We start from the raw sequence: 24,045 nt of genomic DNA on the forward strand, positions 1-24,045 counted from the left end.
TAATAGAGTGAGGCGGTAATGCGGATTTGCTTGTTTGTTCTAATCTTGCTTAGCTATTCACCGCTATATGCTGGCGAGCAATTCTCTGTGCTGTTAGTTAACCCCTCAGTTAAAAGTGATTTATTTTGGCAAAGAGTGACTAATGTGATGCAGGTTGCTGCCAAGCAAAATAATGTCGCTCTTACAACAATTTATGGCGGTGGAAATCGCCACATTCAATTAGCTGAGCTGAAACAATACCTTCAATTTAACGCTAAACCCGACTACGCAATTTTAATTAATTACCCAGGTGGTGCAGAGCAGTCAATGACCTTGCTTGAGCAGCACAAAATTAAATTTATCACCCTTGAAGAAACGATTGTTGGCGTAGAGCGAGACGAAGTCGGTAAACCCCGTCAGCGCTTTAAGTATTGGTTAGGTGAAGTATTTCACGATAACTTCAAAGCCGGTGAGCAACTTGGCAAAGCCTTACTTGATGAGGCAATAAATACAAAGCAAACGCCTCATTTTGTTGCTATTAATGGCCATTATGGTACTGAATCTGACACCCGCAGTGATGGTCTCGTTCATTATTTACGTAAACAAGATGTTGAGCTTGAGCAAGTTGTCTATGCAAATTGGAGTAAGCAGGAGGCTGCGAATAAAGTAAGCCGATTATTGCAACGACACCCTGATAGCAATGTGATTTGGTGTGCGTCTGATTTAATGGCGCAAGGCGCCCTAGAAGCTGTGAAAGGTAAAACAGATAAAGCCTATTTCATAGGTGGCATAGACTGGCTTGATGATAATTTAGACTTAATTGAACAACAAAAACTCACTGCCAGTGTTGGCGGGCATTTTATGATGGGAGCGTGGGCACTAATTAGCGTGGTCGATCATCATAATGGCAACCCTTATTGGCAGAATCACGATGCGATTAAGTTTAAGCTTGGGGTGATCACAAAGCACAATATTCAAAGTTACCGCTGGCTAAGAAACATCAAAGATTGGTCGGTTATCCCTTTTGAAGCCTTCTTACTGCAAAACAGTAAAAGCACTGAGTACGCCTTCGATTTTGATACGCTACATAGTTTATTGAGCGAAAAGCCCAAAAACGCAGCGCAACACTAAAAGTGTAGTCAAAGAGCCTAGATTCTACCTAGCTTGGTAAAGGCTTCTGGTATAAACTAGCGGCTTTAAAATCCAGACAGAAGTGTGCCATGACAGAGTTAAAGCGATTAAATAAATCTATCAGTGAAACAGGTTTTTGTTCACGCCGTGAGGCAGATAAATATATTGAAGAAGGTCGTGTTACTGTTAATGGCAACTTGCCTGAAATGGGCGTAAAAGTCAGTGATGCCGATGATTTACTCATTGATGGCAAGCCTTTAAAAGCAAAGCCTAAGCTGGTTTATATTGCCTATAACAAACCAGTTGGTATTACTTGTACGACTGAGCGAAAAATCCAAAGCAATATTGTTAAAGCAGTTAATTACCCCGAGCGTATTTTCCCAATTGGACGCTTAGATAGGCCTTCAGAAGGCTTAATTTTCTTAACTAACGAAGGCGACATCGTTAATAAAATTCTTCGCGCTGGTAATAATCATGAAAAAGAATACGTAGTAACGGTTGATAAACCACTTAATCGCCAGTTCGTTAATAAGATGGCAAATGGTATTCCTATCCTCGATACCGTTACTAAAAAGTGTAAGGTTAAACAAACGGGCCCGCAGCAATTTACCATTGTGCTAACACAAGGCTTAAACCGCCAAATACGCCGTATGTGTGAATATTTAGGCTATGAAGTGGTGACTTTAAAGCGCACACGAATTATGAACGTGACCCTAAAGGGTTTAAAAGTAGGGCAGTGGCGTCACTTAACCGAACAAGAAATGGCTGAGATCAATAACTCAATTGCAGATTCAGGTAAAACGGAAGAGCGTTCAATTGATGAAAACAAACAGCCAACGCAAGCTCGTGCTAAGCAAAAGCCACGCAATGAAGAAGAAAAAAAGCGCGACTTTTCTAAATACGTGAAAAAAGCACGCAGTGATGCCAAGCAAGGTCAATCAAGAGCAAAGGCTGGCAATTCTCACTCATCAAAACCAAATCAAACGAAGCGAAGCAGTACTAAACGCACCGGCACATTAAGCCTGAAAAAGTAAGCTTCAGCGCATTAGAGCCCTGACTAGTCTTTACTGGTTCCCTTCAGGGTTCTAAATGATACTGATTTCAACCTTAGCCTTTATTAGGGTAAATAGCATCATCTTCAAGACGGTCTCTTTTCTGTTTAAATTCTTTTTTAGTGAGTTTTTTCGCGATAATATCGATAAGTTGATGTTTTCTTACAAAGAATAGCTCTTTTGTATGGTCATCTTCAAATAGTAATAGCGCTACTTTATTGTTTTTAACACTTGCTTCAATCAATTTGAGTCCATTCACAATCAAGTTAGGCCTAAAATACAGAGCAATTTGACTGTGTTGTGGAAAGTCATAATGAGATTCAACAGTGCGGTTTGAAACAGAATCACACTCGAGCTCTAAATCGGCTGATTGTTGCCCTTCACAAATATCTGCGATTGGCGTGCCGATTTCCCCAAAAATCCATCTTGAGTTAAATATCAATCCATTTTGTCCTTCAATTGCTAAAATAGCATCAGATAAACTTTCAACGGCAACGTGAAAAGCCACATTAGACTCATGCTGATAGTATGCTTTTTCATTGGCACTTAAAGTACCACTGAGTATTGCAATCAATAAGTAAAAACCACTTCTAAACATCTTAATTCTTCAAGTACTAAATCAGCAGAAATAGGTTAGCACACAAGCTGATAAGTTAATCATTAAACAGACACCCACTTTATTTAGAGCCATAACCAGATCATCAAAATGGATAGCCACGTTAAATAAATTTCACGAAAGCTAGTGCGCTTCCCCAAAAATGGACACCCACTTTAAAAGTAACTAGACAGCCATCTTAAATAACGTTAACTAGACACCCACCTTAACCCACCTTAAATAACAAAAATTTATGCTAGACACAGGCGAGCTCTCGGCACCCGACTTTACCGAGAATAATAAATAAGTTAATGATTGATAGCTGACCAATGTTTCACGACTAATAAACTGGGTTATCAATGGCTACTTTTCAGAATGTATTTATCTTTATTGCATCTCTATTGTTTGTTGGTTATGGGGTGTTGGGATTACTAACGAATAAAATTCGTGTAGGTAGCCGAAGTTATACAGGGAGCATTAGCACCACCCATAAGCACCAAGAACCAGTGCGTTTTTATTTTTGGTGTTGCTTATTTTTATTTGCTGGCTGTGGAGGATTTTATTACCTTTTAAAATAATAGGTAATAAAGAAAAAGCCCTAACAGTTTGCTGATAGGGCTTTTGGTTGAGAGTTAATCTGTATTAATTGGCGTGACGCTGTTTAGGTACTTTGATCTTAAACAGCATGGTATAGAGCACAGGCACAACAATCAGTGTCAGCACTGTCGCAAAACCAAGACCAAACATAATGGTTACCGCCATTGACTGGAAGAATACGTCAAATAGCAGTGGGATCATGCCTAAAATGGTGGTAATTGCTGCCATCGCTACAGGGCGAACACGGCTTACACCTGAGTCAAATACTGCTTTGTAAGGGGCTTTGCCGCTATCAAGTTCAAGGTTAATTTGATCAACTAATACAATGCCGTTTTTGATGAGCATACCGCTTAAGCTCAGTAAGCCAAGCAATGCCATGAAGCTAAATGCTGCATTCATTAGTAATAAACCAGCTGATACACCCACAATGGCAAGTGGCACTGTTGCCCAAATCACTAGAGGCTTTTTAACTGAATTGAACAGCAATACAGTTATAGCGAACATGGCTAAGTAACCAAGAGGTAATGAGCCAAAAATCGCTTTTTGCGCATCTGTTGATGACTCATATTCGCCGCCCCATTGCAATTCATAGCCACGAGGTAGTTCAATAGCTTCTATGTCTTTGCGAACACGTGCAAACAGCTTCGCTGGAGTTTCATCGCCAATAACATCGTGGTCGGCCATTACAGTGATGGTACGCTTACGGTCACGTCGCATGATCAAGCTGTCTTCCCACTCAACAACAAAATCATCAACCACTTGTGTCACCGGAACAAACACTCCTAACACTGGGCTGTAAATTTGTAAGTCGCGCAAGCTTTCAACGTTTAAGCGCTCTTCAGCAGGTGAGCGAGCAATAATAGGCAGCATTTGCGTGCCGTCTTTATATACGCCCACTTGTTTACCCGATAAGCTAGTTAACAGCAGCTGATCAAGGTCTGATTTAGCAATCCCTAAACGACGGGCTTTTTGCTCGTTAAATTGTGGACGAATTAACTTCGAGCGAGCACGCCAATCGTCACGAATATTAAATGCCCCCGCATCTTGATGCAGAATGTCTTTCGCTTCTTTTGCTAATTGACGAAGTACCACAGGATCAGCACCAGAAAAACGCGCTTCAATTTTTGCATCTGTTGATGGGCCAATTTCCATACGTTTTACTTTGAGCTGAGCATCAAGTACATGCTCGTGTTGGTAATCGCGTACTTTTTTGATCATGGTTGTAACAGCTTCGCGGTCTTTTACTCGAATAATCAATTGTCCATAGGCTGGGTATGATTTTTCAGGTGCGTAAGTCAGCATGAAACGTGGTGCACCTTGACCAACCGTTGTGGTTATTTCTTCAACCAGTGGGTCGGCTTGTAAGAATTTTTCGAGCTTTGCAACACCATCCATAGTGGTATGAATATCAGCGCCTTGTGTATGCCAATAATCAACATAAAACATAGGAGTATTCGATGCTGGGAAGAACGACTGCTTGATAAATTTAAAGCCATAAACTGAGCTAACAAGCATGATCACCATCAGCAGTAGCGTGGTTTTACGGTACCGCATTGCTGTATGTAACACGCCTTTATAAACATTAAAAATAACACCTTGATAAGGGTCTTCATCGTGATGCGGCTGTTTTTCAGTGGCTTGTTTAAACATTAAATCAGCGAAAAAAGGCGTTAAGGTAATGGCGGTGATCCAGCTTAGTAACAAGGAAATAAACAACACCCAGAACAAGCTGCCAGCAAACTCACCACTGGCATCTGAACTCAAGCCAATCGGCGCAAAGGCAGTAATTGCAATAACCGTAGCCCCCAGTAATGGCCACTTGGTTTGATTAACGATGTTAGTCGCCGCTTGCAGTTTTGTTTGACCGCGTTTGAGGTTTATTAATATGCCTTCGGTTACTACAATGGCATTATCTACCAGCATCCCTAAAGCTATAATCAAGGCGCCAAGCGAAATCCGCTGTAAATCAATGGCAAACAACTTCATGAAAATGAAGGTACCTAATACGGTCAGTAGCAGTATTACACCAATCAGTACGCCACTTTTAAAGCCCATAAATATTAAAAGTACAATAATAACGATGGCAACAGCTTCAAGTAGGCTGATAATAAAGCCACTAACTGACTTCTCAACCTCTTCTGGTTGGTTATAAACGCTGTTAATTTCCATACCATGTGGTCGTTGATACTCTAGTGACGCTAAATGGGCATCAATATTTGCACCTACATCAACAACGTTAACGCCAGTGCTAAACGACACACCTACCAGTAATGCTTGCTGCTGGTTATAGCGAATAATATTGTTAGGGACTTCTGCGTACTCACGAAAAACGGTGGCAACGTCACCTAAGTAAATAAGCTCATTTTCACCAGGCTTAGAAATAAGTAAATTTTCGAGCTCTTTTACGTCTTTAAATTCACCGGTTGGGTGTAAGCGAATTGATTCATCGCCAACACGCACTTTACCAGCGTTCGACACGCTATTTTGAGTTTGTAAAAGTTGATAAATACGATTAGGCGAAATACCTAACTGGGCAAGCTTGCGGGTTGAAATCTCAACCATGACTTGTGCTTGTTGCTCGCCACCCACTGTTACTTTACTAACGCCATCAACCAAAACAAGTTCACGTTTTAAATAATCAACGTAATCTTTAAGCTCATCGTAAGAATAACCATCGCCAGTGACTGCATACATCACCCCGTATACATCACCAAAGTCATCCATAATCTTGCTTGGATAGACACCTGAGGGCATAGACGATGCCTGATCATTGATTTTACGACGCAGTTCGTCCCATATTTGGCGTAAGTCTTGTTTACGATAATTGCTTTTCATCTCGACGGTAATTTGCGATTTACCCGGTGATGAAATACTGGTTACGTAATCAACATACGGTAGCTGCTGAATTGCATTTTCAATAGGGAAGGTGACTTCTTCTTCAACCTGCTGTGGTGACGCGCCCGGATAAAGGGTGATCACCATGGCTTTTTTTAGGGTGAATTCAGGGTCTTCAAGTTGTCCTAAGCCAAAGTAAGCGACGGTTCCACCAATCAGTAGAAACAGCGCGAACATCCAGCTAATGACTTTTCTTTCAATAGCGAGTGCAGCAAAGCTCATTATAAGCCTCGCTCTTTTTGCCATGGACGCACTTTCATGCCTTCTTCTAAAAAGTGCACACCAGCAGCCACAACGATTTGGCCTTCTTTAATACCTGATAGTACTTCAATGCCATCACGGTGTAATTGGCCAACTTCAACAGCTTGCTTGTGCACTAAACCGGTATTTTCGTCGTAAAGCCACACAAAGCTGTTGTCGTTTTCAGACTCAGTAGGCTCTGAGAATACCGCCTCAACAGGCAGTAATGTATAAGGTGATTGTGAACTGGTGATTTTGCTTAAGTCTATATCAACGCGGCCAGTCATACCGGCAAGTAGATTAAAATCTTCTGGCACAGGTAATGAAAACACAACTTTATACGTTAAAGTAATTGGGTCGGCTTGGGTATCAAACTCTTTAATGGTTAATTGATATGACTTGTTTGGATAACCATCAAATACAACATCAGGTTGATAGTGAACGTCTTTATCGATGCGTGCAATGAGTTTTTCAGGCACTTGAATAACCACATCCATTAGGTCGCGGGTTTCAAGGCGTAGGATGTTTTGTTTTGCTTGAATGTTTTCAAAGTTTTTCACAAATACCTTTGCCACAGTACCCGCGAACGGCGCGCGTAATTCGCTATTATCTAGGTTGGTTTTGGCAATTTTAAGCGCTGACTCAGCAACTTGTTTATTAGCAAGGGCTTGGTCTAACTCAGATTGGCTGGCAATTGAGCGGTTAAATAGCTTTTGCACACGCTCAAGTTGAGACGCTGCAAGTTCATAACGTGCTTTGCGCTCATCATATTGCAGTTGAAAATCTTCAGGATCCAGTTTGGCTAAAAGCTGGTCTTTCTCAACGTGTTGGCCCGCAAGAGCAGGGAACTCAAGTAACTCACCATTTACTCGAAAGGCAAGGTAAGATCCTTGGTTAGCAACCACTTCAGCAGGAAAGCTGCGAATGCTCTGCTCCGAATTATTACCAATATTAAACAGTTTTACAGGGCGAACTACCGGCTCTGCTTCACCTTGTTGTGCTTGCTCTGAACATGCCGCAAGTAACAGAAACATACTGCTCATTAACACGGCGGGTGCCAATCTCATTGTCTTCTCCATAGATAAGAAAGCATAAATTTGCTGCAGGATACGCTGCAAAGATATAAAATAAAAATTATTAAATTTTAGAAACAGCATAAGTTTTATTTATATAGTTTGCTATTAATGAATTTAAATCAATTAATCATTCTAGATGCTATTGTGCAAAGCTCTAGTTTGAGCCAAGCCGCACTTAAATTGCATAAGACTCAACCTGCGCTCACGCTAGCGATTAAGAAGCTGGAGTCAGAGCTAGGTTTTGAGCTGCTAGACCGTAGTCAATATCGATTACACTTAACTGAAAAAGGCCGAATTTTTTATCGAGAAGCCCGACAATTGCTTAATGCAAACAGTGAGTTAAGCTCACTCGCTAAAGAGCTTGCATTAGGTAATGAGGCCAATTACAAAATATGCTACGAGCAACTTTGTCATCAAAACAGCTATAACCAAGTGATCAGTCGTACATTTAAACGTTTTGCCAGTACAGAGTTTAGTATTTCTTCAGGTAAACGTTTTGTATCTCTTGAGCAAGTTAATAGCCATGAGGCTGATTTAGGAATTGGCCCTTGGTTTGATTTGTTTCATGCAACAGGGGATCTAGAAAGTTTGCCAATTGGTAAATTTGATATAGGTATTGTCAGCGCGCCTGATGTGGTGCCAAGTTCAATCACCTTTTCAGAAATTCAAAATTACCCGTGTTTAGCCATGTTTGAAAGCGACTTGAGCTTTGATAGCGATAGGCTTTCTTATACCTTAGGCTCTGCATTAATGAAAATTGACGATATAACCAGTGTTAAGTCGTTTTTACTCTCTGGTGCGGGTTGGGCAATGATCAGTTTGCAACATTGCCAAGCAGAAATCGATGCTGGTTTATTGCAGCAAATTAAAATTGTCGATCGTGAACACCAGTTTGGCGCAGAAATTCGAGTTTTTAGACAGCATTCGGTTCATCATGGGCCTGTTGCAAGAGCCATTTGGCAAGATTTTAGCGAGGTCAGTAAACACTATTTGGAGTCGAGTCGTGCAGCAGCCAACTAAAGAAGAGTTAATTTATACCATTATTTGTGCCATTCCTGAGGGAAAAGTTGCCAGTTATGGGCAAGTAGCAAAGCTTGCAGGATACCCTAATAACTCAAGGTTAGTGGGCAGGTTATTAAAAGTAATGCCCGAAGGCTCAAACATTCCTTGGCATCGGGTAGTTAATAGCCAGGGTAAAATATCGTTTCCAGAAGGCAGCAATAAACACCTTGAGCAACGACAAAAACTACTCAGTGAAGGCGTTACCTTTAATAAGGCTAAAATTAATATGCGCCTGCACCAGTGGGACTAATAAACATACAAGCTAATTGATAGGTAATGACAAACACAGCCAACTAACACGAATACGTGCCAAATTGCATGGCTGTAATGGCGGGCTTTAGCGCTGTAAAACACTGTGCCTAAACTGTACGCAATCCCGCCAGCTAGCAACCACCATAAAGCGCTTAAATCAAGGTTCAAATAAAGTGGATAAACAAGTGCTAATGCAAACCAGCCCATTAATAAATAGGTAGCGAGAGAGACTTTTTTATTCGTGTTTTTGACCAGTAATTTATATGCAACACCACCAAGCGCTAAAGACCAAATAAACACTAAAGCAGCAATTGCCCAAGCCCCAGATAACGAAATAACCAAATAAGGCGTGTAGGTTCCGGCAATAAGCAAGTAAATCGCACAGTGGTCACATTTTTTATAAATGGCTCGTATACGCTCTCTGGTACTGGCGTGATATAAGGTCGAGGCTAAAAATAATACCAGTAGGCTTGAGCCGTACACGATGGCACTTACCGTAGCTGACACAACTTTAGATTGTGAAATTAAGTCCCACAGTACATATACCGAAAACAGGACTCCCATGCCGTGAGTAAGCACATTAAGTTGTTCTTCTTGGTGTGAATAAGGGAGTTGTTCTGTCATATCTATCTACTAAAAATGAGTGAATAAAACAGTTTCAGTGTACAAGTGTGCGCTGAAGTTGGCAATGCTTATTTTTTCACTAAATGTTGGTCAAAAAATTTAAATTTGTTGGTTATATTAACCAGTCCTGAATGAGGTTGAAAAATAAAATTATATTTAAATCCTTATAAATCAATTAATTAAAAAATATTTTCAGTGTGGCACAACCTTTGATTAAGTAATTACGACTAATTACTTAAAGAGACAAGGAATACCACTATGAATAACTCACTTAAATTAACTACTGCTGCGTTACTTGTATTAGGGTCAACTCAAGCAAGCGCTACTGACTTTGAATTAGATATCAGCAACACCATTACACAATCTGTTAAAAGCTATGTTCAACAAGCAAGCATTGAATTGAAAGAAAGCGTAATGAACAGCATTGAGTTTGATGCTCAAAAGTTACTAGATACTTACATGAGTGAAGATGCAATTGCTTCGAAAGAAGAAGAGTTAAAAATTGCTCAAGCTCCTAAAGCAACAAACAAGCAGTAAGGAAACAAGACAATGAGTAGTGAAATCAGCTTATTTTTACTTATGGTTGCACCGGTTTTGAGTTTACTCAGTGCGTATGCATCAATCGAATTATTTCGTAACGTTGCGCAATGGTTCAACTTCTAGAGTACAAAGTAGATATTAAGATTTCATGAAATATTGATCGGCGGATTAAAAACGCACGTAATTAAAGGCATGTGGTTTTAGAATAGTAGACTTTATGAAGCGTGCGATTTTTCCTTTACCGGTTTTTATTTTACCTGAAGGGTTCACCAAGCTAAGAATTTTTGAGCAGCGTTACTTAACGATGGTCAAAGAAGCGGTACAAGATAATACAGGTTTTGTGCTGTGCACTTATCAACACGATACAGATCTTAACTTGCCCGAAATAGGTTGTTTAGTGCAAATAACCGACTTCAATCAAGATGATAGTGGCCAATTACTAATTGATGTTTATGCTGAACATGCCGTGTCTATGCATAACGCGTATCAGGATAAGCAGCAACTACGCCATGCTGACATCGAACTAATTACATCGCCTTCATGGTATGTAAACACACCAATCAATGACGAAAACACTCTATTGAGCGACACGCTTCGTGCTGTGTTTGCAAATCAGCCTGATTTAGCAGGTCTTTATAAAACCCCACAATTTGATAACCTTGCTTGGGTTGTTGCCCGCTGGCTCGAAATTTTGCCTATTTCATTAGTTAAAAAACAACAACTTGCCTTTAAATCTAATTTTGAAAACTTGCTAAGTTTCCTCCATACTCTAATTAACAACGAATTTACTGATTAATGTGATCTCACATCAACTTTTTGGCGTATAAGTTTTTACGACAATAATTGGATGACACAAAGATGGTAAGTCAACAACTTCAAACCGGTTGTAAACCTAACACAGGTCAATTTTCTGCCATGCCAGATACACCAAGCAAAGAGCTTGCTGATGCCTTATTTGCTGTAGCAACGCACCGTGATAAGCGTGCGTTTGCTGTGCTGTTCCAATATTTTTCGCCAAAAATAAAACGTTTTGGAATCAAACAATTTGGCTCTGAAGCGCAAGCGATGGAATTAGTTCAAGAAACCCTTACCTCTGTATGGCGCAAAGCGCATCTTTACCACAAAGAGAAAGGTGCTGCGACAACTTGGGTGTATACCGTGATGCGTAATGCTTCTTTCGATATGCTTAGAAAAATGAAGAGCACTAAAGAAGAGTGCATTAGTGAAGATATCTGGCCATTGATTGATGAAGCCGAGCCAGGCCAGCATGAATTTAGTGACCATTTAGAAGATAAACAGATCAAACAATACCTTGATAAGTTACCCCTTGCGCAACGTGAAGTTGTGCGCGGTGTATATTTCCAAGATATGTCGCAAGAACAGCTTGCTGAACATTTAAATATTCCCGTAGGCACAGTGAAATCTCGTCTTCGCTTAGCCTTGCAGAAGTTACGCAATGAAATGGGAGATCACCATGATTAAGCACCATCCTAGCAACGAATTACTTGCCAAGTTCAGTGAAGGGAATCTACCTGCAACTTTGAGTGTTGCAGTCGCTATTCATGTTGAAATGTGTCCTGTGTGTCAAAAAGAGCTCGCTGCGCTTGAAGCGAAAAATGCAGACAATGTATTTACTGAATCAGCTACCGACTTGGATGATATGTTAGATCAAACACTTTTTGATGCCATCACCGCTGATGAAACGATTGATGAAGTGTACGAGCAAGCGCAGGTATCGGTTGATGTTAAAGACAAAACCTACACCTTACCCAGAGCGCTCACGCGTATTGGCCACAGCAAGTTTATGCAAATTGGTAAGCTTGCCCGCTCTCGTATTGATTTAGATGATGGCGCGTTACGAGCAAGCCTGCTGCATATTGATGCGGGTGGTGAAATACCTGAGCACACACATACTGGATTTGAGCTCACTTTATTACTAGATGGGGAGTTTAGTGATGAAGACGGAGACTATGTACCAGGTGACTTTATGATGTTAGATGGCCGTCACAATCACACACCAAAAACGATTGAAGGGTGCTTGTGCTTTACAGTTGTTAGTAGTGCCCTACACTTCAATAAAGGTATTAGTAAATTACTGAACCCAATTGGTAATCTTATCTATTAGAAGAGTTTATATGCAGCAATCGACAATTAAAATTGGTTTAAGTGCCTGTTTAGCTGGCGACAAGGTTCGCTTTGACAGCGGGCACAAGAAATCTAATTTTTGCATGGATGAGTTGGCTAACCATGTTGAATATAAAAAGTTTTGTCCTGAAGTAGCGGTAGGGCTGCCAATCCCTCGACCAACTATTCGTCAAGTGCGTGTTGGCGATACTATTAAAGTGTGTCGCCCAGATGGCACTGGCGATGTTGGCCCTAAATTAACTGAATACGGCAAACGTGTTGCAACAGAACAAACGGCAGATTTAAGCGGCTTTGTGTTTTGCGCTAAAAGTCCTAGTTGCGGTATGGAACGTATTAAAATCTACAACGAAGCGGGTACTGGCAATACCTCAGAAGGTATCGGCTTTTTTGCAGAGCAAATAATGGCGCATAACCCATTGTTACCATGCGAAGAAAACGGTCGTTTAAATGATATGCACCTTCGCGAAAACTTTGTAATGCGTGTTTATACCTACAAACACTGGCAAACATTAAGCGAACAACCACTCACAGTTCATCGATTGACTCAGTTTCATGCCCAATATAAGTACTTATTGATGGCTCATAACTACGAAGCTTACCGTAGTCTAGGAAATCTACTTGGCACTTTTGATGGCGAAGATATCCAAACTTTGGCTGATGAATATATTTTAGGGTTAATGACAGCCCTTAAAAAACCGGCTTCACGTAAAAATAACGCAAATACCTTAATGCATTTGCAAGGTTATTTTAAAAAATCGCTTTCTAAGATTGAAAAGCAAGAACTACGTGATGCCATCGATGAATATCGCCAAGGCTTAGTGCCACTATACGTACCACTTACGCTAATTAAGCATCATTTAAAAGTGCATCCAAACGAGTATCTTGCTAAGCAAGTGTATCTTGACCCCTATCCGAACGAATTAAAACTACGCTACGGAATTTAATGAATACATTATTTTGGTTTAGGCGCGATCTGCGCCTTTTTAATAACGACGCCTTGTATCATGCAATCGAAAATGGTTGCAGAAATGCGGTATTTTTTATTACTGAAAAGCAATGGCAAAAGCATGATGTGGCTGCTATCCAGCTAGATTTATTAAAGCGTAGGCTTAGCTTCTTGGGGGAGCTTTTAGCTAGCAAAGGTATTGAATTACATATTATTGATGCAGCCGATTACGCAGGCTGTGTTGAAAAATTAGCGTCATTTTGCGAGCAGCATCAAGTAAAAAATGTCTACGCTAACAACGAATATGAGCTTAATGAAGTAAACCGAGATAAAGCCTTTTTACAGCACGCTGACAGCTATGGGATTGCTTTTTATGCATACGACGGCGATGTGATTGCGCCACCGGGAAGCATCAAAAATCAAAGCGGCGAAATGTTTAAAGTATTTACGCCATTTAAAAATGCATGGCTAAAAGTTTATCAAGACACCCACTTTTATTTTGCTGAGCCGCCGAAGATGTTCGACCCAATTGAGTGGCAGCCAAGTGAGTTATTAGCCTCAGACGGCAGCTCAGAAAAATGGCCTGTTGATGATGAAACGCTCAGTCACGTTTGCGCGCGCTTTATTGAAGAAAAACTCGCAACATATCAAGACCAACGAGATATCCCAAGCATTAAAGGCACCTCGGGGTTAAGCCCTTATTTAGCCCTTGGTATTGTCAGCGTTCATCAATTATTGGCACTGATCCAACAGCACCACCCAGATGTACTACGAAGCAGTAAAAGTAACTTATTTTGTTGGGTTAACGAATTGATTTGGCGTGAGTTTTATCGCCATCTTATCGCGATTTATCCAAACCTAAATAAGTACGAAAATTTTAACGATAAATACAACGCTGTGAAATGGCGTGATGATGACAGCGACTTTAAAGCATGGTGCGAAGGTAAAACAGGCTACCCGTTAGTTGATGCTGCAATGAGGCAGCTACTGCAAACTGGCTGGATGCATAACCGATTACGCATGGTGGTTGCGAGCTTTTTAACCAAGCATTTATTAATTGATTGGCGTAAAGGCGAGCGTTTTTTTATGCACCACCTAATAGACGGCGACCTTGCATCTAATAACGGTGGCTGGCAATGGGCTGCAAGTACGGGGTGTGATGCTCAGCCATATTTCCGAATTTTTAACCCTATCACCCAAAGCGAGCGGTTTGATCCAGATGGTGAATTTATCCGTAAATATTTACCAGAGCTGGAAAAAATACCTGCTAAGCAAATCCATTTTCCGCATGATTATCTAGCGAAACAGGGTAAGTCGAGCAGTTATTGGCCAGCAATTGTTGATCATAAAGCCGCACGAGAGCGAGCGCTTAACGCATTTAAGGTGTGACATGGACAAGGCGATCCTTGATAGGTTTATTGATGTTTATCAAACACTCAATAAAGACAATTTACAGTTACTTAATGAAATCTATCATACAGATATTCATTTCGCAGATCCCTTGCATGCGGTAAATGGTCTTGGGGAACTGCGTGAATACTTCAAAAACCTTTACGCCAATGTACTTTCTTGCGAATTTGTTATTGAAGACAGCTATGTTACTGAAAATACCGAGGGCAAAGACGACATCGCGTTTATCTATTGGACTATGCAATATCGACATCCAAAGCTTAACAAAGGCCAAGCAATCTCGGTTGCAGGCCATAGCCGTTTAAAGTTTGCTGGCGATAAAATAATTAATCATCGCGACTATTTTGACGTAGGCGCTATGCTTTACAGGCATATTCCCGTGCTTGGCTCGGCTGTGAAATACATCGATAAAAGAGCGAGTGCATAATGACGACATTAATTACAGGTGCAACTTCAGGTATTGGCGAGTCATTAGCAACGCTTTATGCAGACAATAATGAACAGGTCATTGCATGCGGTAGAAATTCAGAAAAGCTTGCTAAATTGAGCCAACATCAAAATATTGAGTCTTGCCAGTTTGATGCAACAGACCTTCAAGATATTCGTTCGAGCACAGTGGCTTATACGCAATTTGACCGGGTTATTTTAAATGCTGGCAATTGTGAGTACATTGATGATGCTCGCAATTTTGACAGTAGCTTGTTTGAACGGGTAGTCACGACCAATCTGCTCAGTATGGGCTATTGTCTTGAGGCGCTATTACCAAAAATAAAGCCCGGTGGTCAGCTGGTGCTCGTAAGCTCTAGTGTGACTTATTTACCCTTACCGCGCAGCCAAGCATATGGTGCGTCTAAAGCCGGTGTAAGTTATTTAGCTAATAGCTTAGCGGTTGATTTAAAAGATATCGATGTCACTTTAGTTCACCCTGGTTTTGTTAAAACGCCGCTGACTGATAAAAACGACTTTCCTATGCCTATGGCGGTGAGTGCAGAAAAAGCGGCAAATTATATTTATAAAGGGGTCGCGAAAAGGCGCAAAGAAGTGCACTTTCCGCACCGTTTTACCTTCATTTTAAAATTTTTAAGAATGCTTCCTACGCCACTTTGGCTGAAGCTTGCAAAAGGATTATCACGTTGAAAAAAGTGGCTGTTATTGGATCTGGCATAGCGGGTTTAAGCTGTGCACACCTATTGCATAAACACTACGATGTAACCGTATTTGAAAAAAACGACTACATAGGTGGCCATACTGCAACCATAGACGTAAAAGTTGATGGCGTTGAGTACGCTGTTGATACAGGCTTTATTGTCTTTAACGACCGAACTTACCCATATTTTGAAAAGCTACTAAAGCGCTTGGGCGTTGACCGTCAGAAGACCCAAATGAGCTTTAGTGTGCATAATGAGCAAACGGGCTTTGAATACAACGGCCACACTTTTTGGAGCTTGTTCGCACAAAAGCGCAATATCTTTCGTCCTAAATTTTGGAAACTTTTAAAAGACATTGTGCGTTTTAATGATGTGTGTAAATCATTGCATGCTGGAAAAAATTACAAAGAAAATCAAACTCTAGGCGAGTTTTTAGACGAGCATGACTTTAACGAGTTTTTCCGTTTTCATTATATCTTGCCGATGGGCGCTGCTATTTGGTCAACAAGCATTAAAGAGATGGCGCAAGTTGGCGTAGAGTTTTTTGTTAAGTTCTTTTATAACCATGGTTTGTTGGACATCACTAATCGTCCGCAGTGGTATGTTATTCCGGGTGGCTCTCGCGAATACATTAAACCTATGATCCAAGGTTTTGCTGATAAAATTCGTTTAAATAGTAATATCAGCTCGGTATCTCGTAAAGATGACAGTGTGCATGTTCATTTTGATGATGGCCACAGTGAATCATTCGATAAAGTTGTGTTTGCTTGCCACTCAGATCAAGCTTTAAAGCTGTTATTAGACCCAAGCGAAGACGAAAAAAGTGTTCTCTCAGCGATACCTTATACGGCTAATTCAGTGGTACTACACACTGATACTTCACTGCTACCAAAACGCAAAGCAGCATGGGCGAGTTGGAATTATCTGTTAAATAACAACACAGACAAAGCTGCTGTTGTAACTTATCAGATGAATATTTTGCAAGGCATTAAGAGCAACACGCAATTTTGTGTCACGCTTAACCACCTTGATGGCATTGATAAAGATAAAATTTTACGCGAGTTTACCTATCATCACCCGGTATTTAATAAGCAGTCGATTGCCGCTCAGCAGCAAAAGTCTCTTATTGACGGTAAAAATAATAGCTATTTTTGCGGTGCTTATTGGTACAACGGTTTCCACGAAGATGGTGTAAGAAGTGCTGTAAATGTGGCAAAGCAACTCGGAGTCGAGTTTGAATAGCGCCATTTATGTAGGTGATGTTCGCCACAGGCGCTTTGCCGTCAAAGAGCATCACTTTAAATACCCGCTTTATATGATGTGGGTCGATTTAGCTAAGCCTGATGAGCTTAATGGAGTTCATCCTTGGCTTGGCTTAAGTGGTTTCAAGGCGCTTAAATTTAATCAGAGCGACTATTTTAATTATCAAACCGATATGCAGTTGCCACTCAAGCAGCGTGCACTTAACAAAATTAAAGAGCTTGGCATTGACGATCAATTTACCCATGTTTTTATGCTCGGACAGGTGCGCTGTTTAGGAATTTATTTTAGCCCGGTTAACTTTTTCTTCTTCCAAACTAGTCATGGCGAGTTCACTCACATGCTTGCTGAAGTCAGCAACACACCCTGGAATGAACGTCATTATTATGTCGTACCCCTTGAAAAAAAAGTGAACTTTAAAAAGGTTTTCTCCGTATCACCTTTCATGAACTTAGATATGAACTATCATTGGCATATTAGAATGAATTCTGATAACACCATGATTCATATTGAAAATAAAAAAGACGACACTCTTTTGTTTGATGCAACCCTGCGTTTGCAAAAGCAGCCTCTCACGAAAGAGCAGGTTAGTGCCGTGCTTAAACAGTTTCCGGCTATGACGTTAAGTATTTTTAAAGGTATTTACCTTCATGCTTTGAAGTTGTTTTGCAAACGTGTGCCATTTATTGGCCACTCGGGCAAATAAGAGAATTCAACTAGGTGATGTGATGGAAAAAGTATCAAATTTAACACAAGCCCAAACGACCGGCTGGATGACAAAGCTTTATAAAAAACTGGTAATAGGTGCATTCAATAGTATCAACATCGGTTGCATTACTCTTAAAGAGGGTAACCAAACAGAGCAATTCGGTGACATTACAAGTGATTTACACGCAACGGTCACGGTAAATGATGCTGCTATGTATAAGTCATTTGCGTTATCTGGCAGTGTGGGTGCCGGAGAAGCGTATATTCTTGGCTATTGGGATTGTGACAACCTCACTAAACTTATTGAAATATTCGCTTTAAACCAAGATCAGCTAGATGTATTCGAGAAAAAATTCGCCTTCTTAAGTGGCATTGCGCACCGAGTTAATCACATTAAAAATAAAAACTCAGCAAGCGGTTCAAAAAGGAACATTGCGGCGCACTATGATTTAGGCAACGATTTATACAGTGCATTTTTAAGTGACGAAATGTTGTATTCATGTGCTGTTTACCCGTCAAAACAAGCTAGCCTTGAACAGGCCCAAGCGCACAAACTAGCATTGATTTGTGAGCAGGTCGATTTACAACCAGGTGATTCGGTGATTGAGATTGGCACAGGGTGGGGCGCATTTGCGATTTATGCAGCAACACATTTTGATTGCCATGTAACAACGACCACCATTTCTGATGAGCAACATGCCTATGTTGAACAAAAGGTTAAAGAGCTTAACCTTGAGCATAAAATAACGTTATTAAAGCAGGATTACCGCCTCTTAGAGGGCAAGTACGATAAGCTTGTATCAATTGAAATGATTGAAGCTGTTGGGCATGAGTATTTGCCAGGCTTTTTTGCCAAATGTCAGTCTTTATTAAAAGACAGTGGTGCAATGCTTATTCAAGCAATCACCATAGCTGATCAGCGTTACAGTCATTACCTTAAAAATTCCGATTTTATTCAGCAGTACATCTTCCCAGGTGGCTGTTTACCTTGTTTAGACGAAATGAACAAGCAAATAAAGCAGCAAACAGACATGGTTGTGCACAGTGTAAAAGATATTGGTGTTCACTATGCAAGAACTTTGGCTGATTGGCGTGAGCGTTTTGTGGCTAGCTGGCCTGAAATAGATAAAGTGAAATTTGACCAGCGATTCTATCGCTTATGGTTATTTTATTTAGCTTACTGTGAAGGTGCGTTTAGAACCCGTGCTATCAGTACCGTTCATTTAGTTGCCCGTAAACCTCGTTTTGGCCATTCTGGCGATGATATCGCGCTCGATTATTAATTTTGCTTTGTTTCAAGGGGTATGGTTTATGGCCTTACTCCTTGAGCACAACTCTCTGATACCCGCTTTAGCTGTTGTCGCTTTGATGATTTATCTATCAAAGCAACGCCAGCAAGATAGTTGGCTACTCTTATGTGGTTTGCCTCTCGCACTGGGCTATGAATGGCTTGCCAGCAGCTTAAATTTACTTGCCTTTAAAGTAAGCCCTTTTCCTCTATGGCTTGCTGTACTTTGGGCTGCACTACTTTTAACCATTAATACTTCGATGCACTTTCTACAAAAGCTGCCTTGGTATATTGCTTGGGGTGTTTGCGCGCTATTTGCTCCTGCTAGTTACTATGCTGGAATGCGCTTTGAAGTGCTTAATACTGAGCTCGTTCTTTGGCAGTTTTGGCTCGTTTATGGTTTGGGTTGGGCAAGTATGTTTATGGCTATTATCGCTATTAATAAGCGATTTTTAGCGGCTAAATGATCAGTTTTAGGTGGTTTTTCGTAGTGTTTTACAACACAACTTTAAGGATTATTCGATGAAACAGTCACTTAATTTAAGTTTATTTGCTGCGTTATTGTTCTCTGCGGGCGTATATGCAAATGGCTTTAAAACGGTGGGCCAAGCGAAAATGGAGTATCTGTTTTGGGATGTTTATAACGCTAAATTAGAGACCCCATCGGGTTCGTATCAGTTTGGCCAACACCCCAGCAAACTTACACTCACTTATTTGCGGGATTTCGATGCGAAAGACATCGTCAAAGCAACCAACGAGCAATGGCAACATTTAAAGCTCAATGACATGGTAGGTGCTTACGATAAACAATTATTAGCCCTTTGGCCTGATATCAAAAAAAACGATTCTTTGTCGTTTCAAACCAACGAGCAAGGAATTGGTACTTTCTACTTTAATGATAAAAAGCTAGGTCAGATCGATGATAATAGATTCGCTGACAACTTCTTAGCAATTTGGTTAAGCGCCGACACGTCTGAACCATCACTTCGTAAACAGCTTATTGGAGGGAAACATGATTAAGCTCAAAGCACTCTTTATTTTTGCTATGGTACTGTTAATTACCAGCTGCTCTGCGCCAGATGTTGATTATTATCACGGAACAGAGCCTAAGTTTGACTTTAAGCAGTTTTTTAGTGGTGAGCTCAAAGCCTACGGCGTTGTGCAAGACCACAAGGGCGAGTTAACTCGTAAGCTGGTAGTTGACATGCAAGCATCTTGGAACGGCAATCAGGGAGTGATTGACGAGCAATTTGTTTATGATGATGGCGAAACGCAAACCCGTGTTTGGTACATCACCATTAATGATGATGGCAGTATCACAGGGACAGCATCAGATGTGATTGGCGAAGCAAAGGGTGAGAGCAATGGAAGCGTGTTCCATTGGACATATTCTGTCGAGCTTCCATATGATGGTAGTACTTTAGTGGTAAATTTCGATGATTGGATGTACTTGGTAACACAATCACGCTTGATAAACCGTACCGCTATTGATAAGTTTGGCTTTGAGGTCGGGGAAGTTACCTTGGTTATCGAGAAAATTGAATGATGGTTTGGCTATCATAAAATTTTGTGATGGAAGTTAAATTAAGTCTTTATTAATACTGATGTCACTAACCTTGTGATTGATAGTTAAATAGTAGTCATTTTTGAATAAATTACGTAAAAATAGCAATTTGCTGTTGCTAACTTCTCAAAAATGCATAAAGATAGGTTTTGCGAAGGCAAAATAATAACGAATAGGAATCTAACAATGAATAAAGCTCAATTAGTTGAAAAAATTGCTACTGATGCAGAAATCTCAAAAGCGGCAGCAACTCGTGCACTCGATGCATTCACTGGCGCAGTTACTAGCTCTCTTAAAGAAGGTAACTCAGTAGCATTAGTTGGTTTCGGTACTTTCTCAGTAAAAGAGCGCGCAGCGCGTACTGGCCGTAACCCACAAACTGGTGCAGAAATCCAAATCGCAGCAGCAACTATCCCAAGCTTTAAAGCGGGTAAAGGTCTTAAAGACCAAGTTAATCCTTAATAGGGTAACTTACTAATTATTGAAAAAAGGGCTTATAGCCCTTTTTTTGTATCTGGAGTTTTGTCGCGCTAGCGAAAAAGGCTTATGCCTTTAACGCTTTATCACCACGACCAATACCAACCGCACCTGAACGTACAACTTCAATAATGTCTGATTCATGACGCAAAGTATCAAGGAAGGATTCAATTTTTTCTGTGCTCGCGACAAGCTGCAGTGTGTAGCTGTGGCGCCCCATATCTAAAATAGCACCTTGGAATACATCAGCAACACGCGTTACTGCTGCTCGAGTGGTTTCATCTTGGGCAAAAACTTTCACTAATAATAGCTCACGCTCGATGTGCGCCATTTCGGTTAAGTCAATAATTTTAAGAACATCTACAAGCTTGTTCACTTGTTTAGTGATTTGCTCAACGATGCGATCATCACCCATGGTTGTAATGGTAATACGCGAAAGAGAATGATCGTCAGTCGTGCCAACAGTCAGGCTATCGATGTTGTAAGCGCGCTGTGAAAATAAGCCTACAATGCGCGATAACGAGCCAGGTTCGTTTTCTAATAAGATTGATAAAATACGGCGCATTATGCTTTTACTCCTTTACGTAACCACATATCATCGACTGCCCCTAGCTTGATTTGCATAGGGTAAACATGTTCTTTTTCATCTACACAGATGTCTAAAAATACCAGTCTGTCGTTAATAGACATGGCTTTTTCAATAGCAGGCTGAAGCTCATCAATATGATCAACGCGAATACCTACGTGGCCATAGCTTTCTACTAATTTCACGAAATCGGGAAGTGATTCCATGTAAGAAGATGAGTGACGACCTGAATACATCATATCTTGCCACTGACGTACCATGCCCAGTGAACGGTTATTCAACGACACAACTTTCACAGCTAAATTGTATTGTAAGCAAGTTGATAGCTCTTGAATGTTCATCTGAATTGAACCATCACCCGTCACACAGATAGACTCTTTATCAGGGAAGGCAAGCTTAACGCCCATTGCTGCAGGTAAACCAAAGCCCATGGTGCCTAAGCCACCAGAGTTAATCCATTGGCGAGGGTGTTTAAACGGATAATACTGAGCTGCAAACATTTGATGCTGACCTACATCAGAGCTAATGTAAGCATCACCATTAGTTGCTTTGTAAATTGCCTCGATAACCGCTTGTGGTTTGATTTTATCGCCATCCGTGCTGTAGCTTAGGCATTTTTGTTCACGCCAGCTAATGATTTGACGCCACCAGTCTTCTTGTGCAGAACGATCAATTGAAATAGGGCTCTTATCAATCGCCGTTTGTAACTGCTCAAGCACTGTTTTCAAGCAGCCAACAACCGGGATGTGCGCTTTAATTGTTTTAGAAATTGAGGTTGGGTCAACATCAACATGAACGATAGTGGCATTAGGGCAGAACTTTTTAACGTTATTTGTTACCCGATCATCGAATCGAGCGCCTAAAGCTAAAATAACATCAGCATTTGCCATGGCTTTATTTGCCTCAAGGCTACCATGCATACCTAACATACCAATAAAGTTAGGATGAGTACCGCTGATACCACCTAGACCCATTAAGGTGTTAGTGATTGGCGCGTTTAGTGATTCAACCAAGTGAGTTAGTTGCTCAGAGGTATTTGATAGAATAATGCCGCCACCTGAGTAAATAACCAGTTTTTTAGCTTCTAAAATTGCGTTCACTGCTTTACGAATTTGTTTTGAGTGGCCTTTAGTGTTCGGGTTATAAGTTCGAAGCTCAGTTGTTTTTGGAAATTCGAATGGGAACTTTAACTCAGGGTTAAGCATATCTTTAGGTAATTCAACCACAACCGGACCAGGGCGGCCTGTGCTGGCTAAGTAGAATGCTTTAGCTAAGATTGTTGGAATATCTTTTGCGCTTCGACAGTTATAGCTGTGCTTTACGATAGGGCGAGAACAACCAACAATATCAGTTTCTTGGAATGCATCATCACCAATTAAACCAGTAGGAACTTGGCCAGATAACACCACCATTGGGATAGAATCCATGTACGCTGTCGCGATACCTGTTACACAGTTTGTAGCGCCAGGGCCAGAAGTTGCTAGCACCACACCGACTTCACCGGTAGCACGGGCATAACCATCAGCCATATGAGTAGCGGCTTGTTCGTGACGTACTAAGATATGTTCAATATCTTCTTGTTGAAATAACGCGTCATATAAATCAAGAACAGACCCACCAGGGTAGCCAAAAATATACTTAACATTCAATTCTTTAAGTGCCCGAACAACTAGTTCGGATCCATTGTATTCAGTTGTACTCATCCTCATTCCTCTGTGTGTGCAAGCATAAATGCATAAAAAAACCCCCGCATATGGCGGGGGTTTTTTAAAAAGCGTGCTTTCACCTTTTAATAGCCTCCCGCTGGGCTTGTAACTAAGACCAGTACGAGAACGTTGACGACTAAAAGGTGACGGCGAATATTCATTATTTTTTAATTTTCTTCTAAAAAATGCACAGCCGACTAGATGGCTGCTGTTTAAAAAATGTTAGGAGTATTTTTAAGCGTTTTGAAAACTGATGTCAACCGTAAATGTAGCTTTTTGCATTAATTTTTCTTTATTTGAGTTTTTTGATATTTTTGTTGCATCTAGATGCTTAGCTGTCATTGTTTTGGGGTGTAACTATGCATTGAATTGTTCGTGTGGAAAATGGCTAATCAAACCAATAGATAATACATTTACGTTACTGCCTTGCATAACTTAGCTACTATCAGAATGGTTTCTTTTTTATAATTAGACACCCACTTTAACACCTCACTACCATAAGGTTTGAATATTTTTAAATAGACACCCAACTTATTTTTAATCTGTTTAATGAGACACCCAGCTTATTTTTAAAAAGATGTAGCTTAAGTAAGATGTGAATTATTGAGAACAAGTTGAATTGCCAGAAAGAATAGTGATTTTTCATTGTCATTTATTAAATTTCAGCCTTATGTGCTGAGTTAATCTTTAATTTTACACACTGGTCAGCGCTAGTTGCAAAAGTCGTTATGCCTCTAGAATTAAAAGGATTGGATTTGTAAGAC

At 40.6% G+C, this 24,045-nt stretch carries 25 protein-coding genes; 19 read left to right on the forward strand and 6 right to left on the reverse strand.

All coding sequences use genetic code 11. The features are described 5' to 3' along the window. The first annotated feature begins 30 nt into the window (after positions 1 to 30). Together JIG37_RS12610 and rluF are read left to right on the forward strand one after the other, a co-directional pair. Positions 31 to 1,110, forward strand: coding sequence for an ABC transporter substrate-binding protein (locus tag JIG37_RS12610; protein WP_244664390.1), 1,080 nt, complete (start codon positions 31 to 33; stop codon positions 1,108 to 1,110). Positions 1,111 to 1,199: 89 nt separating this feature from the next. Further along, the gene (rluF, locus tag JIG37_RS12615) at positions 1,200 to 2,144 is read left to right on the forward strand and encodes a 23S rRNA pseudouridine(2604) synthase RluF (protein ID WP_199529501.1); all 945 of its coding nucleotides are present in this window, start codon (positions 1,200 to 1,202) and stop codon (positions 2,142 to 2,144) included. Positions 2,145 to 2,217: 73 nt separating this feature from the next. Here the strand turns inward: rluF and JIG37_RS12620 are convergent, their stop codons facing one another. From JIG37_RS12620 to JIG37_RS12630, 3 genes are all read right to left on the reverse strand, one after another. Further along, positions 2,218 to 2,760: a hypothetical protein gene (locus JIG37_RS12620; RefSeq protein WP_199529502.1), complete on the reverse strand. Its 543-nt coding sequence runs from the start codon at positions 2,758 to 2,760 to the stop codon at positions 2,218 to 2,220. Positions 2,761 to 3,399: 639 nt separating this feature from the next. Next, positions 3,400 to 6,471: an efflux RND transporter permease subunit gene (locus tag JIG37_RS12625; protein WP_199529503.1), complete on the reverse strand. Its 3,072-nt coding sequence runs from the start codon at positions 6,469 to 6,471 to the stop codon at positions 3,400 to 3,402. Then, on the reverse strand, positions 6,471 to 7,556 hold the full coding sequence (locus tag JIG37_RS12630) for an efflux RND transporter periplasmic adaptor subunit (RefSeq protein ID WP_199529504.1): 1,086 nt from the start codon (positions 7,554 to 7,556) through the stop codon (positions 6,471 to 6,473). The genes JIG37_RS12625 and JIG37_RS12630 overlap by 1 nt, the downstream gene beginning before the upstream one ends. A 117-nt stretch (positions 7,557 to 7,673) precedes the next feature. Between JIG37_RS12630 and JIG37_RS12635 the strand changes: the two genes are divergently transcribed. Both JIG37_RS12635 and JIG37_RS12640 read left to right on the forward strand, forming a co-directional pair. Further along, the gene (locus JIG37_RS12635) at positions 7,674 to 8,585 is read left to right on the forward strand and encodes a LysR family transcriptional regulator (RefSeq protein ID WP_166340815.1); all 912 of its coding nucleotides are present in this window, start codon (positions 7,674 to 7,676) and stop codon (positions 8,583 to 8,585) included. Then, entirely contained in the window at positions 8,569 to 8,877 is a 309-nt protein-coding gene (locus tag JIG37_RS12640; RefSeq protein WP_346774164.1) for an MGMT family protein, read from the forward strand. The genes JIG37_RS12635 and JIG37_RS12640 overlap by 17 nt, the downstream gene beginning before the upstream one ends. On the opposite strand, the gene JIG37_RS12645 is transcribed toward JIG37_RS12640, so the two are convergent. Then, on the reverse strand, positions 8,874 to 9,503 hold the full coding sequence (locus tag JIG37_RS12645) for a hemolysin III family protein (protein ID WP_166340817.1): 630 nt from the start codon (positions 9,501 to 9,503) through the stop codon (positions 8,874 to 8,876). The genes JIG37_RS12640 and JIG37_RS12645 overlap by 4 nt on opposite strands. A gap of 258 nt (positions 9,504 to 9,761) precedes the next feature. On the opposite strand from JIG37_RS12645, the gene JIG37_RS12650 reads away from it, so the two are divergent. The 15 genes from JIG37_RS12650 to JIG37_RS12720 all read left to right on the forward strand — a co-directional run bounded on the left by JIG37_RS12650 (position 9,762) and on the right by JIG37_RS12720 (position 20,974). Beyond that, positions 9,762 to 10,040: a hypothetical protein gene (locus JIG37_RS12650; RefSeq protein WP_054551984.1), complete on the forward strand. Its 279-nt coding sequence runs from the start codon at positions 9,762 to 9,764 to the stop codon at positions 10,038 to 10,040. 220 nt (positions 10,041 to 10,260) lie between these two features. Beyond that, positions 10,261 to 10,839 carry an LON peptidase substrate-binding domain-containing protein gene (locus JIG37_RS12655; RefSeq protein WP_138599476.1) on the forward strand — a complete coding sequence of 193 codons (579 nt, stop codon included), beginning with the start codon at positions 10,261 to 10,263 and terminating at the stop codon, positions 10,837 to 10,839. 62 nt (positions 10,840 to 10,901) lie between these two features. After that, a complete protein-coding gene (locus JIG37_RS12660) occupies positions 10,902 to 11,525 on the forward strand; it encodes a sigma-70 family RNA polymerase sigma factor (protein WP_166340818.1) in 624 nt (207 codons plus the stop codon). Further along, positions 11,518 to 12,168: a ChrR family anti-sigma-E factor gene (locus tag JIG37_RS12665; protein WP_166340819.1), complete on the forward strand. Its 651-nt coding sequence runs from the start codon at positions 11,518 to 11,520 to the stop codon at positions 12,166 to 12,168. Before JIG37_RS12660 ends, JIG37_RS12665 begins: the two co-directional genes overlap by 8 nt. Positions 12,169 to 12,178: 10 nt before the next feature. Continuing rightward, positions 12,179 to 13,132 (forward strand): DUF523 and DUF1722 domain-containing protein, encoded by a 954-nt coding sequence (locus tag JIG37_RS12670; protein ID WP_054562362.1) that lies wholly within the window; start codon positions 12,179 to 12,181, stop codon positions 13,130 to 13,132. Next, positions 13,132 to 14,523, forward strand: a complete 1,392-nt coding sequence (gene phrB / locus JIG37_RS12675) for a deoxyribodipyrimidine photo-lyase (RefSeq protein ID WP_199529505.1) — start codon at positions 13,132 to 13,134, stop codon at positions 14,521 to 14,523. Before JIG37_RS12670 ends, phrB begins: the two co-directional genes overlap by 1 nt. Before the next feature lies 1 nt (position 14,524). Further along, a complete protein-coding gene (locus JIG37_RS12680; protein ID WP_054551990.1) occupies positions 14,525 to 14,971 on the forward strand; it encodes a nuclear transport factor 2 family protein in 447 nt (148 codons plus the stop codon). Beyond that, a complete protein-coding gene (locus JIG37_RS12685) occupies positions 14,971 to 15,681 on the forward strand; it encodes an SDR family NAD(P)-dependent oxidoreductase (RefSeq protein WP_054551991.1) in 711 nt (236 codons plus the stop codon). Before JIG37_RS12680 ends, JIG37_RS12685 begins: the two co-directional genes overlap by 1 nt. Beyond that, positions 15,678 to 16,934, forward strand: coding sequence for an FAD-dependent oxidoreductase (locus JIG37_RS12690; RefSeq protein ID WP_166340821.1), 1,257 nt, complete (start codon positions 15,678 to 15,680; stop codon positions 16,932 to 16,934). The genes JIG37_RS12685 and JIG37_RS12690 overlap by 4 nt, the downstream gene beginning before the upstream one ends. Then, on the forward strand, positions 16,927 to 17,658 hold the full coding sequence (locus tag JIG37_RS12695; protein ID WP_166340822.1) for a DUF1365 domain-containing protein: 732 nt from the start codon (positions 16,927 to 16,929) through the stop codon (positions 17,656 to 17,658). Before JIG37_RS12690 ends, JIG37_RS12695 begins: the two co-directional genes overlap by 8 nt. 22 nt (positions 17,659 to 17,680) lie before the next feature. Further along, the gene (locus JIG37_RS12700) at positions 17,681 to 18,943 is read left to right on the forward strand and encodes a cyclopropane-fatty-acyl-phospholipid synthase family protein (protein WP_199529506.1); all 1,263 of its coding nucleotides are present in this window, start codon (positions 17,681 to 17,683) and stop codon (positions 18,941 to 18,943) included. Beyond that, positions 18,921 to 19,415 carry a DUF2878 family protein gene (locus JIG37_RS12705; protein WP_138599482.1) on the forward strand — a complete coding sequence of 165 codons (495 nt, stop codon included), beginning with the start codon at positions 18,921 to 18,923 and terminating at the stop codon, positions 19,413 to 19,415. Before JIG37_RS12700 ends, JIG37_RS12705 begins: the two co-directional genes overlap by 23 nt. A 55-nt stretch (positions 19,416 to 19,470) precedes the next feature. Continuing rightward, positions 19,471 to 19,968 (forward strand): chalcone isomerase family protein, encoded by a 498-nt coding sequence (locus JIG37_RS12710; RefSeq protein ID WP_054551996.1) that lies wholly within the window; start codon positions 19,471 to 19,473, stop codon positions 19,966 to 19,968. Next, entirely contained in the window at positions 19,961 to 20,494 is a 534-nt protein-coding gene (locus JIG37_RS12715) for a DUF3833 domain-containing protein (RefSeq protein ID WP_054551997.1), read from the forward strand. The genes JIG37_RS12710 and JIG37_RS12715 overlap by 8 nt, the downstream gene beginning before the upstream one ends. Positions 20,495 to 20,698: 204 nt before the next feature. After that, a complete protein-coding gene (locus tag JIG37_RS12720) occupies positions 20,699 to 20,974 on the forward strand; it encodes an HU family DNA-binding protein (RefSeq protein WP_004586404.1) in 276 nt (91 codons plus the stop codon). Positions 20,975 to 21,056: 82 nt separating this feature from the next. Here JIG37_RS12720 and ilvN read toward each other — a convergent pair whose 3' ends face one another. Both ilvN and JIG37_RS12730 read right to left on the reverse strand, forming a co-directional pair. After that, positions 21,057 to 21,554, reverse strand: coding sequence for an acetolactate synthase small subunit (ilvN, locus tag JIG37_RS12725; RefSeq protein ID WP_054551998.1), 498 nt, complete (start codon positions 21,552 to 21,554; stop codon positions 21,057 to 21,059). Further along, positions 21,554 to 23,278, reverse strand: a complete 1,725-nt coding sequence (locus tag JIG37_RS12730) for an acetolactate synthase 3 large subunit (RefSeq protein WP_054551999.1) — start codon at positions 23,276 to 23,278, stop codon at positions 21,554 to 21,556. Before JIG37_RS12730 ends, ilvN begins: the two co-directional genes overlap by 1 nt. Positions 23,279 to 24,045: the final 767 nt, after the last annotated feature.

The sequence above is a fragment of the Pseudoalteromonas sp. bablab_jr010 genome, from assembly GCF_016464105.1.
Classification (GTDB): domain Bacteria; phylum Pseudomonadota; class Gammaproteobacteria; order Enterobacterales; family Alteromonadaceae; genus Pseudoalteromonas; species Pseudoalteromonas simplex.